Origin of the sequence: Pediococcus cellicola (genome assembly GCF_001438655.1) — a bacterium.
GTDB classification, from domain to species: Bacteria; Bacillota; Bacilli; order Lactobacillales; family Lactobacillaceae; genus Pediococcus; species Pediococcus cellicola.
The window spans coordinates 90,585-105,193 of the sequence record NZ_JQBR01000003.1 but is presented as its reverse complement, the minus strand read 5'-3'; the positions used below and the strand labels follow the sequence as shown (position 1 = coordinate 105,193).

At 39.4% G+C, this 14,609-nt stretch carries 12 protein-coding genes; 8 read left to right on the top strand and 4 right to left on the bottom strand.

All coding sequences use genetic code 11. From position 1 onward, the window contains the following. Positions 1–111 precede the first annotated feature (111 nt). From IV80_RS03685 to IV80_RS03675, 3 genes are all read left to right on the top strand, one after another. On the top strand, positions 112–1,233 hold the full coding sequence (locus IV80_RS03685) for an NAD(P)-dependent alcohol dehydrogenase (RefSeq protein ID WP_057749677.1): 1,122 nt from the start codon (positions 112–114) through the stop codon (positions 1,231–1,233). 617 nt (positions 1,234–1,850) lie between these two features. Then, the gene (locus IV80_RS03680; protein ID WP_057749673.1) at positions 1,851–3,248 is read left to right on the top strand and encodes a GH25 family lysozyme; all 1,398 of its coding nucleotides are present in this window, start codon (positions 1,851–1,853) and stop codon (positions 3,246–3,248) included. A gap of 12 nt (positions 3,249–3,260) precedes the next feature. Beyond that, a complete protein-coding gene (locus tag IV80_RS03675; RefSeq protein ID WP_057749670.1) occupies positions 3,261–3,953 on the top strand; it encodes a hypothetical protein in 693 nt (230 codons plus the stop codon). Between the two features lie 69 nt (positions 3,954–4,022). On the opposite strand, the gene IV80_RS03670 is transcribed toward IV80_RS03675, so the two are convergent. Beyond that, the gene (locus tag IV80_RS03670; RefSeq protein ID WP_057749666.1) at positions 4,023–4,766 is read right to left on the bottom strand and encodes a MurR/RpiR family transcriptional regulator; all 744 of its coding nucleotides are present in this window, start codon (positions 4,764–4,766) and stop codon (positions 4,023–4,025) included. A gap of 173 nt (positions 4,767–4,939) precedes the next feature. On the opposite strand from IV80_RS03670, the gene IV80_RS03665 reads away from it, so the two are divergent. The 5 genes from IV80_RS03665 to IV80_RS03645 all read left to right on the top strand — a co-directional run bounded on the left by IV80_RS03665 (position 4,940) and on the right by IV80_RS03645 (position 10,344). Beyond that, the gene (locus IV80_RS03665) at positions 4,940–6,826 is read left to right on the top strand and encodes a glucose PTS transporter subunit IIA (protein ID WP_057749663.1); all 1,887 of its coding nucleotides are present in this window, start codon (positions 4,940–4,942) and stop codon (positions 6,824–6,826) included. Continuing rightward, entirely contained in the window at positions 6,819–8,297 is a 1,479-nt protein-coding gene (locus IV80_RS03660) for a glycoside hydrolase family 1 protein (RefSeq protein WP_057749659.1), read from the top strand. Before IV80_RS03665 ends, IV80_RS03660 begins: the two co-directional genes overlap by 8 nt. A gap of 223 nt (positions 8,298–8,520) precedes the next feature. Then, positions 8,521–9,273: a 16S rRNA (guanine(527)-N(7))-methyltransferase RsmG gene (gene rsmG, locus IV80_RS03655; RefSeq protein WP_057749657.1), complete on the top strand. Its 753-nt coding sequence runs from the start codon at positions 8,521–8,523 to the stop codon at positions 9,271–9,273. Positions 9,274–9,293: 20 nt separating this feature from the next. After that, positions 9,294–10,133, top strand: coding sequence for a ParB/RepB/Spo0J family partition protein (locus IV80_RS03650; protein ID WP_236699569.1), 840 nt, complete (start codon positions 9,294–9,296; stop codon positions 10,131–10,133). Positions 10,134–10,152: 19 nt separating this feature from the next. Then, positions 10,153–10,344 (top strand): DUF951 domain-containing protein, encoded by a 192-nt coding sequence (locus IV80_RS03645; RefSeq protein ID WP_057750061.1) that lies wholly within the window; start codon positions 10,153–10,155, stop codon positions 10,342–10,344. 104 nt (positions 10,345–10,448) lie between these two features. Here IV80_RS03645 and IV80_RS03640 read toward each other — a convergent pair whose 3' ends face one another. The 3 genes from IV80_RS03640 to IV80_RS03630 all read right to left on the bottom strand — a co-directional run bounded on the left by IV80_RS03640 (position 10,449) and on the right by IV80_RS03630 (position 14,583). Then, on the bottom strand, positions 10,449–11,468 hold the full coding sequence (locus IV80_RS03640) for a WxLIP family cell surface protein (RefSeq protein ID WP_057749652.1): 1,020 nt from the start codon (positions 11,466–11,468) through the stop codon (positions 10,449–10,451). 96 nt (positions 11,469–11,564) lie between these two features. Beyond that, positions 11,565–12,125: a WxL domain-containing protein gene (locus tag IV80_RS03635; protein ID WP_057749649.1), complete on the bottom strand. Its 561-nt coding sequence runs from the start codon at positions 12,123–12,125 to the stop codon at positions 11,565–11,567. 127 nt (positions 12,126–12,252) lie between these two features. Continuing rightward, entirely contained in the window at positions 12,253–14,583 is a 2,331-nt protein-coding gene (locus IV80_RS03630; RefSeq protein WP_057749646.1) for a hypothetical protein, read from the bottom strand. Positions 14,584–14,609 lie beyond the last annotated feature (26 nt).

Below are 14,609 nucleotides of genomic sequence, written 5' to 3'. Positions count from 1 at the left end.
TTTATGATTTCGATTGTTTTCTGAGATTTATCGAGTTTTGCAATTCTTTTCACAAACTGCTATAACAAAGGTGTAAAAACGATTACATAGTTACTAGGAGGGTGTTTTTAGATGAAAGTTAAAGCAGCTGTTGTGAATGCAAAAGGTGCCGATTTTGAGATTAAAGACGATATTGAATTGGCAGAAATGCAACCGGATGATATTCAAGTGAAAGTGGTAGCTACAGGAATCTGTCATTCAGATGAAGCCATCCGTAAAGGGGATGCCGAAATTGGTTATCCTGTAATTTTAGGCCATGAAGGGTCAGGCATTGTTGAAAAAGTTGGCTCACATGTGCAAAATTTTGTGCCAGGTGATCATGTGGTTCTTTCATTTTACGCGTGTGGCAATTGTGAAAACTGCTTGAAGGGAGTTCCGACACAGTGTTTACATTATGCAGCTAATAATCTTTCTGGCGTTCGTCCTGATGGTAGTGCACATTTTACCGAAAATGGGCATAAAATTTGTGACATGTTTGATCAATCGTCATTTACCACACATACCGTTGTGCGTGAACGTAACGCCGTAAAAGTACCAAAAGATCTTGATTTACGTAAGTTAGGACCTTTAGGCTGCGGCTATGTGACTGGTAGCGGCACGGTGTTGAATACCTTGAAACCTCGTCCGGGACAAACTATCGCTGTGTTTGGAACGGGTGCTGTTGGCCTAGCAGCCATGATGGCTGGTAAAATCTCTGGATGCACCCGGGTGATTGCCGTCGATATTAATGATGAACGTTTGCAGTTAGCTAAGGAATTGGGTGCTACCCAAGTCGTTAATAGTAAAAATGAAGATGCTGTCGCTGCCATTAAGAAACTTACCAACGGTCATGGGGTTAACTTTGCCGTTGATACAACAGGGGTTGCAGCTGTAATGGAATCTTCTATTAAGGCACTTGCTCAAGGTGGTGTCTCGGCTTGCATCGCCGTTACACCACATCACATTGATGTTGATACTTGGAATGATTTATGTGTCGATGATAAATCGGTTATTGGCGTAAATATGGGTGATTCCATTCCTCAAATTGATGTGCCACGTTTGATTGAGTTCTACCGTCAAGGCATGTTTGACTTCGATAAAACTGAAAAGTTCTACAAATTTGAAGATATTAATCAAGCTAATGCGGATTCTGTGAGTGGGAAGACCATCAAACCAATTGTAGTTATTGATGACGACTATCAGTTTGAAGGCTAATGATAAAAATACGTATGCGTTTAAAAGAGGCTGGAGTTTTTTCCAGCCCTTTTTTTAGCGTCTTTTAGCTTTAATGAGGAAATAAATACTACCAAAAACGATAAGCAGTGGCAGGACAACTAAAACCCAAATTTTTATGCAATCCCAAATAAACAGAAATAATGAGAGCACAATAACATAGGGAAATAACCATCTGAAAAATTTATATATGTAATAAAGCGCGACAGGGATAAGAACAATCCACATTTTGTGTCACCTTTCTTTATTAGAATTGGCATTCGTATTATAGACTGGTGGTCAATTCATATTTTTGTTTTTTTGACCCAAACTATATAAATTGTATAGTATTTATGTTAAATTATGTTATGAATTGGGTTACTTTAATCTTCATTTAAGGTTGTTTTGCTATTCTTAAATACGTGGGGATAATCACGTTTCCACAGCCACCGAAAAACATAAACCTCAAAAAATTAGATAAAATCCTCGTTGTGTTATAAAACGGGGATTTTTTAGTCTTTTTGAACACGAAAACGGGCCTAAAAAAGGATGCTTGCATGCCCGATAAAACCAAGTGTGGAGTTTGGGAGTGGCTTTTGACAAGAAAGGAAGTTATAGGAGTGAAAAGCGTATATAGGCATCCGTACCAGAAAAAAGCGGTTAAGTTAAGGCTGATCGTAGCAGTTGCAAGTTTGTTCATTTTCATGGGACTCATCACGAAACCTACACAAGCAGCGACACTTAATTCACAAGTGCCTGATCTATCAGAATGGCAAGGTGAGTTAACGGCGACACAAGTAAAGAATTTGGCGAAAGTAGAACCATTCATCATTTTGCGGGTTCAGTATGGGAGTGATTACAAGGATAAGTATTTCGCACATAACGCTGCCCTGTGTGCCCAATATGGTTTGAAATATGGGGTATATTCTTTTAGTCAGTACATAAGCACCTCAGACGCTAAACAGGAAGCAAAAGATTTATATAATCGGGCACCAAATGCAAGCTTTTATGTGAACGATTATGAGGAACAAACGGTTACCAGTGGGACTACTAACTCAGCTACCAAAGCTTGGTATACCGAGATGAACAGTCTAACAAGTAAGAATGTTCTTTTTTATTCATACAATAGCTTCGCCCAAACATACGCGGCCTCGGCTATGAAAGACTACAACGGCTTTTGGTTAGCGGATTATACTTCGATTGAACCAACGGGGATTTCACACGTACTTTGGCAATTTAGTGACGATTGGTATAGCTCACCAATTGCTCAGTATGTTGATGCCAGTTTAAAGTATGGAAAGGCAACATCATGGTTTTTGTCCAACAGTACCGCTGCCAGCAATTACGGGACCATTAGTAAATATGGTAAATACGTTACCGAAAATGCTAACAAGTCTAGCTACAATATTTGGAAAAATCTAGCCTTTACTTCTAAAAATGGCAAAACAGGCAAAGCTGGAAAAACGTATTACGCGAAATACGCTTATAAACATAAAAATGGAAGCACCTACTTGTCTTTGTATAACAAGAGCGGCAAATGGGTAGGCTACGTGAATGCCAATGCCATGTTAGTTATGGCTGCGCATAGTTATAAGCATACCGCGATTATTCATAAGGCAAACTATGATGTTTGGAATAATTTCCTCTGGGCCAAGGTGAAACATTATACGAAGAACTACCTAAATAAATCCTATACCATTAAGTATGCGTATACACGTGGAAACGGACAGGCATATTATTCGTTATATAAGGGGAGTACTTGGTTTGGTTATTTGAATGCCAAAGCAACTTGGCAAGCCATTGGCACCAAAAAGACTGTTAAAGTTACCCTGAAGAATCAGACAATTTGGAAGAATCTCTCATTTACCCAAAAATATGGGAGTACAAATGCGTACTATGGGAATGTTTACACGGTTAAATATTATTATAATCATCCTAATGGGAACACTTATTATTCCCTGTATAGTGGCAATGAATGGATCGGTTATGTGAATAAAAATATCGTTACCGTTCAGTAAAGGAGTGCTCAAATGATGAAAAAACAAAAACGTATCATACTTGTCGGTTTGAGTTTAATTTTTGGCTTAACATTACTTGGAATTAGAGGGACAACGAATGCAAATCAAACGGTGCATGCGGTAACAACACCTGCTAGCAATGGCTTGAATGCGCCTGAAAAAGTAGATGGGACGAATTTGTCGGCAAAAACCGTAACAGGAAATGCGACTAGCGGAAAGGTTACATATGCAAGCGGCCAAGCAGCGGCAACAACAGCCACTTATAAGCAACAACGTTATACGACAACTAACCAGGCTCAGTCTGGGTTTGAGACGAATCAAAGAGTGACGGAAAATAATGGATCAAAATTAACTTTGTCAGATGGCACTAAAGCTGTCCGTCAGGGTGTGATGGGGCATGTTTATGTGCAGTGGCAAAAAAATGGTTGGAACATTACGACCGTCGCAGATACAGAGGATTTGACCACATCCTCTGTTAAGCAAACAAACAAGACGGCCACGGCAGTTGCTAATAAGGTGCAAAAATCTTTAAAGAATAACCAAGTCACCACAAAGAAAGTTACGCGGGGAAATGTGGTTATTTATAATGGTGCACAACAAAAACCCGTCAACAGTATTAGTTGGCAACAAAAGAAAACTGTTGCTCAAGTTAGCGGTACAAATGCTACAACGACAGCTAAAATTGCGAAAGATAGTTTGAAATAAATAAGGATCAAAAAATGGTGCCTCTCGATTTTGAGAGGCACTTTTTGGATGCTCGTAAGTTGTGAGCCCCTATTTTTGGTGTTGTGCAGTATATTCGATTACCATTTCAACAAATAAAGACACTAAGGACTGAGGATCAACAGAAGTATTATAGACAAATGATTTACCTGGCAAAACGATCACATGGTTAAAATCTGCTTTTAAGAGTGTGTCGGCATTAAAGGTGATTAGGTAAGTTTTGTCTAATTTATGAAGTGGTTCGGCAAGATAATTCTTAAGATTTGCTTCATCGCCACTGATTGAAAAGAAAACGAAAGTGTCCGCTTTATTCATTAGGTCATTCCAGTGTGAAGCGGTAATGTAATCGTTGGTATAAAGGCTTGGTTTGCCTAAATCTCGTAATCCCATTGAAAGTTGTTTGGCCGGAAGAGCTGAGTAGTAAAGTCCCACTGCGTAGTTAAGTCTGGCATTTAACAAGTCGCTTGCCAAAGTAGCAATGATATTTTTATCGATTGCTTTGAACGCATTAACCACTTTAAGATAGCGACTCAGATAGTCTGATGGATGGCGATTGGAACTCTGTTGTTGAAACAAAAATTCTTTTAATTGAAATTTGAATTCTTTAAAACCAGAATAGCCTAATTTTTTGCAGTATCTTTGGACTGAAGCGACTGAAGTGCCGGAATCTGAGGCAATTTTTTGAATGGTAAGCAGTTGAATGTGAATTGGATATTGTAAGACCACGTTGTATATTTTTTGATCGGTTTTTGAAAACACATCGTTTTTAGGTTTTAGAAATTCTTTTAAGTCCATTGGAAATCATCTTTTCCTTCTTATTTTTAAGATAATTCTATCACATTTTTTGTTATTTTTATTTTTTGTATTGTAAGAGCTTATATTCGGTGATAGTATGTAATTGTAAAAAGTAACAAAAATAATGATAAAATTATCAATCGCTAAAAAGAAAACGTAAAGGAGAATTTATCATGGACTACCATAAATTAGCGCAACAAATCGTTGAAAACGTCGGTAACGTTGAAAATATAAAAAGCGTGACACATTGTATGACTCGATTGAGATTCGTGCTTAAGGATGTTTCCAAAGCTAACAAAACGGACTTGGAAGATATGGATGCTGTCCTTGGCGTCGTGTATGCTGGTGGTCAATACATGATTATCTTGGGGCAAAACTTATTGCCTACTTATAACGCAATTGTTAAAGATTTCGATTTAACGACTGAAAAACCTATTGATGAGAATCTCGATGTCCCAAAGGAAACAAAGTGGACTTGGAGAAATGCCGGTGGAAAGATCATTAACTTTATTCAAGCATCTGTCACACCAATGATTCCTGGATTAATTGCTGGCGGGATGTTTAAAGTAGTTTTGCTTTTAATCATCACATTCATCGAGCCTAGCTTTGCCAAAACGACCACTTATACGCTTTTATCTGCTATTGCAGATTCTCCATTTTACTTTATGCCGATTGTAGTGGCTTATGGGGCTGCAACCAAGTTAGGAGGAACACCCACATATTCTATGATGGCTACTGCTTCGTTGCTTTATCCAGGTTTTCACGACTTAGTCACACAGATGGCAGCACATCCTAATATGGCGAATCCAACCTTATTTAATTTACCAGTTAAAGTGATTAATTACGGGACGTCATTGCTTCCTGCATTGCTAATTTCGATTGTGGCCTACTTTACCGAAAAATTCTTGAATAAAATTGTACCAGGGATTTTTAAATCAATTTTTGTTGGTTTAGGTACTATCTTTGTATCCGGAACTTTAGGGTTTCTAATTTTAGGTCCAATTGGTGATTACCTAGGGCAAATGATTGCGACATTAGTTATGTTTTTGAATGGTACGGTTGGTCCGCTTGCCGTTGGCCTATTGGCTGCTGTACTTCCTTGGTTGGTAATGACTGGCATGCACACGGCTTTAGCACCATTTATGCCACAACTTATTAGTGATCCAGGATACGATCCAATTCTTCGGCCAGCATTTTTACTACACAACATGTCAGAAGGCGGCGCGAATATAGGCGTTGCTTTAAAGACAAAAAATAAAAAATTGAAGAGTCAAGCCTGGTCGTTAGCTGTGGGTGCGATTGTTGCTGGCGTTACGGAACCCTCTTTATACGGAATTAACTTGAAGTATAAGAAACCGATGTACGGCGTGATGGCCGGCGGTTTTGCTGGTGGTGTGGTTGCCGGAATTTTTGGGGCAAAAGCCTACATCATGGGTTACTCAAATGTTTTGGCTTTACCAATATTTGAAAAGACTGTAGGCGCAATAGTTGGAGGTATTATTACTGCAATTGTAGTTTCAGCAGCGGTAACTTTTGTTTTAGGAATTGATGAAGGTAAGAAGGCAAAAAGTGTCACGACTCCTGTGAGTCAAACTTATCCAGATAATGCGATTGTGGCGGTTAGTGATGGCATAGTTGAACCTTTAAAAGAGGTTAAAGACGAGGCGTTTGCTAGCGGTGCATTAGGTAAAGGTGTGGCATTTAAATTGGAGAGCAACTTTATTTGTTCGCCGGCAAATGGTGAAATCACGGCAATGTTTCCAACTGGTCATGCGTTCGGAATTACAACTAAAGAAGGTATTGAAATTCTAGTCCACATTGGTATTAATACTGTTAATTTAAAGGGTGAGGGTTTTGATGTGCTCGTTCATCAAGGTGATAAAGTTCGTGCAGGGGAACCTATTGTTCGAGTCGACCGTAAATTGATTGAAGGAAAAGGGTATGATTTAACCACAATGTTAATTCTAACAAATCCTAACGGTAAGAAAGTCTTGCTTAAAGAGGAAGGCCAGGTATCTGTTGGAACAATTTTAAATGAAGGAGATTATAACAATGACTAAGGAATTACCAACAAACTTTTTATGGGGCGGTGCAACTGCAGATTTTCAATATGAAGGTGGTTATGATGAAGGCGGTCGTGGCCCTTCAACACATGACTATGAAACAAATGGTTCACCGGAGCATCCGCGGCATCATACGATGAAAATGCCTGATGGTAGGATTATCAATCCTAAAAGTTCTTTTTTGGATGCAGAAGATGTGCCAGAAGATGCCAAGCCGGTTTGGCTGGAAGACCACTATTATCCTAGCCATCAAGCCGTGGATTTCTATCATCATTACAAAGAAGACATTAAGTTAATGGCCGGGATGGGATTTAATGTTTATCGTTTTTCCATTGCTTGGAGTAGAATTTTTCCCAATGGTGAAGAAACAGAGCCGAATAAAGAGGGACTGAAGTTTTATGATAACGTGCTTAGTGAGCTTGAAAAATACCATATTCAACCACTGATTACCATTTGTCATGATGAAATGCCGGTTCATTTAGCACTGAAATATGATGGTTGGAACTCGCGGAAAGTTATTGACTTTTACGTAAAATATGCGAAAACATTATTTGAACATTTTGGCAACAGATGCAAATACTGGCTGACTTTTAATGAAATTAATGCGGTACGTGGCTTTGGTCCCAGTGGGGTACATAAAGCAACAGGCTTGAGTAGATACCAAGCGGCTCACAATATGTTTGTGGCCTCGGCTAAAACCGTTAGTCTTGGGCACAAGTTAATGCCGCATAGCCAATTTGGGACAATGTATGCGCTCAGTACTTGCTATCCCGCAACATGCAAGCCGGAAGATGTCTTTCATAATCAAGCAGAGTTGCGTGAAAATTGGTATTTCGTAGATACAATGGGAAGAGGTTACTATCCAAGGTATGCTGATGAAATTTTGCAACATCATGGTGTTAAAGGACTTAGCGAAATTAAGATGGATCCAAGTGATAAACAAACTTTAAAAGAGGGGCAACTCGATTTTATTGCTTTCAGTTATTATCGCTCTAATACTTCTAAGGCTGGCGATGCCTGGTTTAATGTTGGAGGCTCGGCCAATCCTTATCTCGAAAAGACACCATGGGGTTGGGGACTGGATCCACTTGGTCTACGGTATACCATGAATATGATCTATGATCGCATTCAAAAACCAATTTTCATTGTTGAAAATGGAATGGGAGCAATTGATAAACCAGACGATAAAGGTTATGTGAAAGATGATTATCGAATTGATTATTTGCAGAAACACTTATCGGCAATGGCGGATGCCATTAATATTGATAAGGTGCCTTGTATTGGGTATACCATGTGGGCACCCATTGACTTGATCTCTCTTTCAACCGGAGAAATGAAGAAACGTTATGGCTTTGTGTATGTCGATATGGATGATTTGGGTCATGGGAGTTTAAAACGGATTCCTAAGAAATCATATGGCTGGATGAAACACATCATTGAGACTAATGGTAAAGCGTTAGATGAATAGTTTTTATATAAATAGTATAAAGTGACTCAAAAGAATGAATATTTTGAGTCACTTTTTTTGAAAAATAGGTTGAGAGGCACTGAAGCTAAAAAATGAGTTCAATTTATACCGAAATGGATTATGGTGGTGAGAGTGGTAATCTATTTTTACAGTGCCTTGTTCCGCTGTTAAGAATCGTTTATAATAACGTGGAACACTTTTTGTTTCACAATGGAGGAATCATATGAACCCAGAAGCTTTTCGACAAGCCCTTGCTGATCACGGACTTCACTTAACAGATACACAGATGCAGCAGTTTCATACATATTACGATTATTTAATTACCATTAATGAACACGTAAACTTGACCGCAATTACGGAACAAGACGATGTTTATTTGAAACATTTTTATGATTCTTTAGTGCCAGGTATACAGAATCCAGCTTTGTTTCAGCAACCTATCACATTGTGCGATGTAGGGGCTGGTGCAGGGTTTCCATCCATTCCTTTAAAAATTGTTTTTCCGCAGTTGAAGGTCACAATTGTGGATTCTTTGAATAAACGCATCACTTTTTTGCATAATTTAGTAGAAAAGCTAGAATTAACAGACATGACACTTTGCCATGATCGAGCGGAAACCTTCGCAAAGCCCAAATTGGGACATCGAGAAGCTTTTGACCTCGTAACGGCTCGTGCAGTAGCTCGGTTATCCGTGTTAGCAGAGTTGTGTTTGCCATTAGTCAAAATTGGTGGGCAATTAGTGGCATTGAAAGCAAGTCATACGCCAGAAGAAGTGCGGGATGCAGATCGTGCGATCGCAATTTTGGGTGGCAAATTGAATCATGATGAGCAGCTAAACTTACCAGTTTCGGGCGATGTACGGCATTTGGTATGGATTGACAAGGTTAAGACAACCCCCAAAAAATATCCACGTAAACCAGGCACTCCGAATAAAGAACCAATTGTAAGTAAGGAAAAAGGGAGTAACCCAGCATGACGAGTAAATCAAAAACTTTAATGGGAGCTGAGAAGCTTTTACGTGACGAGGATGCGAAACAAGTTGTTGAGATTAATTTAAAAAATATTCATCCCAACCCTTACCAACCGCGACATAATTTTGATGCCAAAGCGTTACGTGAGTTAGCTAATTCTATTCAAGAATCCGGTGTCTTTCAACCGATTGTGGTTCGCAAACAGGCGGCTTCGGAAAACTATTTTGAATTAATTGCCGGAGAGCGGCGAATGCGTGCTGCCAAAATGGCAGGCTTACACACGATCCCGGCATTAGTGAGTCAACTCAGTGATGCCGAAACCATGGAAGCGGCGGTAATTGAAAATCTACAGCGGGAGGATTTAACGCCTCTTGAAGAAGCCCAAGCCTATGACTCACTAATGGCCAAGTTGAATTTTACACAAGCCCAAGTTTCAGAAAAATTGGGTAAAAGTCGCCCATATATCGCGAATTATCTCCGACTGTTACGTTTGCCACAGACAATCAAAAATATGTTGCAGAATGGGCAACTATCGATGGGACAAGCAAGAACCTTGCTTGGATTGAAGAACCGGCATAAACTAATTCCATTGGCTAAACGTGTCGTGAGCGATCATTTGACGGTACGACAGTTAGAACGGCTTGTAAATCAGTTAAATGCTCAAGCAACACGACCAGTTAAACGACTCACAACAGCCAAAAAAGTTTCCCCTTATGTGCGCGAAATTGAAGCGCAATTACAGGAGAAATTTGGGACAAAGGCAACCATTGAACAAAAAGAAAAGGGCGGTAAAATCGAAATCAACTATGTGTCTAATGATGATTTATCGCGGATTTTGGAGTTATTGCACGTTTCTTTGGATTAAGGGGTAAATAAAAATGGTAATGAAAACATACGATTTGAACGATGAAGTGGAAATGAAAAAGCCGCATGCTTGTCAGGCTAATGATTGGAAGATCATTCGCATGGGGATGGATATTAAAATTAAATGTTTGAATTGTGGGCACATTGTCATGCTGCCACGACGTGAATTTGAACGAAAATTAAAAAAGGTTTTGAAAAAAGCAGCAGACTAATTATCTGCTTTGTGAGTTTGAATATAACTTAATGATAAAGATTTTATTTAAAAAGACGATAGTCGTATGGAATTTTCCATACGGCTATCGCCTTTTTATGCGCATTAATTTTTTTTTGAACCCCGTCTCCCTAACCAATAAGCCAAAATTAACAGTAAGAGGATTAGTAACACAGCTAATGCAATCCAGAGTGTATAGCTCTTTTTGACATGAGCGTGTTTGTTAGCGGCGGCAGCTTCATCTTTTGAAATTGTAAAAGTACGATTGAACGTCCATTTTTGCGAGCCACTTTTAGCAGCCAATTTTAAGTGATAAGTCCCCGGCTTTAACGCAGCGTGATTCGTAGTAATGGCATATTTAAAGTTGGAATCGGCAGCCATCGTCAAATTTTTAGCTTGAGTTTCATAAAGCTTTTTCCCGTTTTGCGAAACTTCACTTTTTATTTGTAATTTTTTCGCCAATGCGGCATGAGTGTTCATGATTTGCGCTTTAATGGCTGGACTAAATTGGTCACTTTGATCAGTACCGGTTGAAATTGTACCCAAAGCTAGTTTTGGCGATACCGTTGTTTGGGTGTCTTCGTGAATAGTGACACCTAAAGCGAGGGCAAAGCGATTTTTAATGGCGAAGTTCTTCTTATCTGTCGTCGTAGTCTGCGAAGCTTGGGGATTGAGAAAATAAATGGCGCCATCTAGGACACCCTTGAAAGGTGTTACTGGCATTTTAATTGGAAAAGTCACTATTTTTTCGCTAGAAGCAGGGATCGTAAGTTTTTGCTGTCCACCCATAAGACTTTCTAGTTGATAGGGAGCACTACTTTTCTCACCTAATGACTTGAGATCATAAGCTACTGAACCGCCATCAGTCGTATAACCTGTGTTGGGCGATGCTATCAAATGAAGTGGCTTAGTCGTTAAGTTAGTCACCTTCACTTTGATGTGGGTTGTTTGGCCAGGTTTTAGTTTTAGATCAAAATATGAAACGGTAGGGTCATTTTGTTGACCACTGGCAATTCGAGCAACCGTAAAATTAGCTCCTGCAGCCTGAACTGAGTGAGGAATTGCCAAAAGACTAAGCCCGAAAATTCCCACGGTTAAAATAATTTTCATTAATCTATGAAACATTTTTTCTCCTTTTAGATATAAAAAAAGGTAATTGGCACTAACCCAATAAGTTAGCCAGCCGTATTACCTTCTGGTTAGTTTTGCTCTCAAAAGTGATTAATTTGCGGAAGTATTGCCAAGCGTCCATGTCACGGTAGCTTCATAATTCCCGCTATCGACCGCGTTATTCGCTTCTGTAGTTAATGAAGTTTTTTCGTTATCCACCTTGGCTGATACAGAACCTGAACCATTTAAGTTAGCAGTTTTATTATCCCAAATTTGGCTTGCTTCACTGCCGATTGAGCCAGAAGCAGAGTTGTTGGTTGCAAAAGCGATGGCGCCAGTTACGCTCTTACTGCTCTTGGTATTAATGAAATCACTTAAAGAAGCAGTTAAAGCCCAGCCACTGTTGGAAGTACCCCGATAATCAGAAATAGAAAGTGTATTGTTTGTGGTCGTCTGATCTTTAAGCGTTGTTTCGTTGGCTAAGTCTTTTAGATTGGCAGTGCCAAAATCAAAATTGGGGATATTTTCAAGACTTAACTGCCCAGCTGTCACTGAAAATTGACCGGTGGAAGTTTTACTAAAATCATCAGCATGTACTTGGGTAGCACTTAAGCCTAAAGCTAAACTGAGACCTAGTAGACTTAATGTGGTAACCAATCGATGTTTTTTCATAATAGTTGTATTTTCTCCTTGTGTTTAATGTGATACACCTTTTTGGGTGACTAATATAAGAGTATATAGGTCTCACACTTAAATTGCAACGGAAAACACTATTTTTTTGTAAGTGAAATAAAAATATTTAGGACGATAGTCGATAATTTAATGTCCAATAAAGCAAAAATTCATACTTTTTTTCATTTTGGATAAGACCGCTCGCAAGTAGTTGCTTCACGTTAAGTTTAATTTGGAAATTTGTGGAGGATGTGGCGATTAAACTTGCATTGTTTGACTGTTGTAATAGCGGCTGACTGATATTAAAAGCAGTTCCGTTTGCCGTGTAACTGAGTAATTTTGGTTGGTCAAACAAAGTAAAGCCATCTTCTGGCAGTTTTGCAGCAAGACCGTCATTGTATTGTACATTTAAAGTGTAAGGCACACGCCAATCATTCATGACTGTGATGTTTTGCGTCTCTTTAGGCGAACTATAATTATCCGGATCAGTTGCGTCAGCTGTTAAGTTGAAGACGTTTGGAATACTGGCAGTGAGTTTGCCCGTCTCTGTCAGGTTAATGGTAGTGTGCTGATAACTTGTCAAGTCAGAACTTGCTGTGATGGGATTGCCATCATCATCCGTTTTCGGCGCGACAACTAAGTCAATTCGATTTTGGCGTTGTAGATCTCCACCAACCATCGAAAGGCTTGGCAAATCTTCGGCTGCTTCAGATTTTTTATTTTTCATGGATAGTCCCTGCTGGTAGCCGGGCAGACTGGTTAAATTGTTTACTTTGAACGTACTGTTATCATTGGTATTGACGCCACTTGCATTAAGCTTTTTCCAATCGGAATTTGTATTTTGATTACTCAACTTGTAAAACAATTGATAGTTTTTATTTCTAGTCACAACAGTTCCTTGCAAGGCCACCGATTTAGTAGGATCAGTCACATGAATCGTTTTTTCATTGACTGTTGTGCCTATCAAACCGGTCGAAATGGCGCCATCCTCTAACTGATTGGTAGTGATTAGATTTAGATTTTTAATATAGGGGCCAACCGAATGCAAATTACTAAAAACGTTTCCGGAAATATCACTGATGTCGAAGGTGCCAGCAATCAACCGTGAAGCTGGCATATCATGCGCGATTTTAATGTTTTTACCAGATAAAATGCTGCCATAGAGGGTTCGGCTGCCTGATCCAAGCGAAACACTGGCATTAGGTAACAACATGGCACCACAAAGTTGGCTGTCATCGGCCGTATTACCGAATTCTAAAGTATCTGTCCCGCTGGTTTTGGCGTTAGGAAAATTATTTAAAACGTGGCTTGAGAAAAGCTGACTTTGTTGGGTGCCATTGGATGAATTTACAGGGCTTTCATCAGGATCAGTACCCTTGTAAGCTTGCATTTTAAACGATCCTTGCCAGTTGCTGAATGGGCTGGTGGTGGTCACGTTGTCCCAATTAATGAAAACGTAGGGCGCATACGTGTATGAGTCATAAGAAGTATCACCTGCTTGAACTGATGTGGTAGTAGTATTCATGTTGTGAATTTTAAGCGTTAAATTTAAATTCTTGTCACTCGCATTGGCTGCGTTGATTCCTACCATAATGACAGGTGGTGTTTTGTAATTTTCCTCTGAACTGTAGTTTTCGGGCAGGGTGACGTCAATCGTTAAGTTCGTATAATTCTGATACTCCGGGGTGGTTTGGGTGACTTTCACATCGTTCACATGATCGTTTACAACCACTTTATCATTCTGTGTATTGTCATCTGCACTTGGTTGTGTGAGTTGATCATAATATTGAGAGATTTTATTAAATTGAATGGCGGCGGCATCAAAGTAACCGGTGACATCTGTCGCGTTTGGATCAAGTGCTTTTCCACTAACTGAGGCAAGCTTTGTGCCATTATCACCGGAAAAGTCAGAGGTTGTCCCCACGGTATGACCAGTATCCAGGATATTCAACAAGGCGGCATGGTTTAATTTATCTGTTTCCGTGTATTTCTTGGCCTCATTCTGTAAATTATTTACAACAATTTGATTTTTAGAAGATACCACCGGGGCAGCAATGTCATTTCTTTGACGCGCATTGGGATCTAACATATGGCGCATATATTCGCCGTAAGTCGTGCTAGAATCCACTTTGTTGGCCGTAAACAACGGTTTTCCAACAAGATAGCCAGACCCAGCACTAGTAATGGTGCCCCACTGGGTATCTTTGTTTCGGGAATTCCAACTATTTGTGCTGGATTCGAGAATGTTGCTGGCATAACGACCCTCTAAGTGTACGGTATTATTGGCATCAATCGTCATGGTGCCTGCTGCAAAGGCATTAAAATAAGAACCAACACCAAGAATTTCGTTGTCAGGAAACGGTTTTGATTGGGTATTATCGGCTTGAATGGTTTGGGGAAAATACAAACCTAAGATAATAAAAGTAAGTGTAGTGATGAAAAATTTAAGTTTAGACATAATTTCCTCTGCGTTTGTTTTTCATA

Coding starts and splice junctions, on each gene's coding strand:
- IV80_RS03685 (WP_057749677.1), top strand. CDS start 112: ATGAAAGTTAAAGCAGCTGTTGTGAATGCAAAAGGTGCCGATTTTGAG.
- IV80_RS03675 (WP_057749670.1), top strand. CDS start 3,261: ATGATGAAAAAACAAAAACGTATCATACTTGTCGGTTTGAGTTTAATT.
- IV80_RS03670 (WP_057749666.1), bottom strand. CDS start 4,766: ATGGACTTAAAAGAATTTCTAAAACCTAAAAACGATGTGTTTTCAAAA.
- IV80_RS03665 (WP_057749663.1), top strand. CDS start 4,940: ATGGACTACCATAAATTAGCGCAACAAATCGTTGAAAACGTCGGTAAC.
- IV80_RS03660 (WP_057749659.1), top strand. CDS start 6,819: ATGACTAAGGAATTACCAACAAACTTTTTATGGGGCGGTGCAACTGCA.
- rsmG (WP_057749657.1), top strand. CDS start 8,521: ATGAACCCAGAAGCTTTTCGACAAGCCCTTGCTGATCACGGACTTCAC.
- IV80_RS03650 (WP_236699569.1), top strand. CDS start 9,294: ATGGGAGCTGAGAAGCTTTTACGTGACGAGGATGCGAAACAAGTTGTT.
- IV80_RS03645 (WP_057750061.1), top strand. CDS start 10,153: ATGAAAACATACGATTTGAACGATGAAGTGGAAATGAAAAAGCCGCAT.
- IV80_RS03640 (WP_057749652.1), bottom strand. CDS start 11,468: ATGTTTCATAGATTAATGAAAATTATTTTAACCGTGGGAATTTTCGGG.
- IV80_RS03635 (WP_057749649.1), bottom strand. CDS start 12,125: ATGAAAAAACATCGATTGGTTACCACATTAAGTCTACTAGGTCTCAGT.
- IV80_RS03630 (WP_057749646.1), bottom strand. CDS start 14,583: ATGTCTAAACTTAAATTTTTCATCACTACACTTACTTTTATTATCTTA.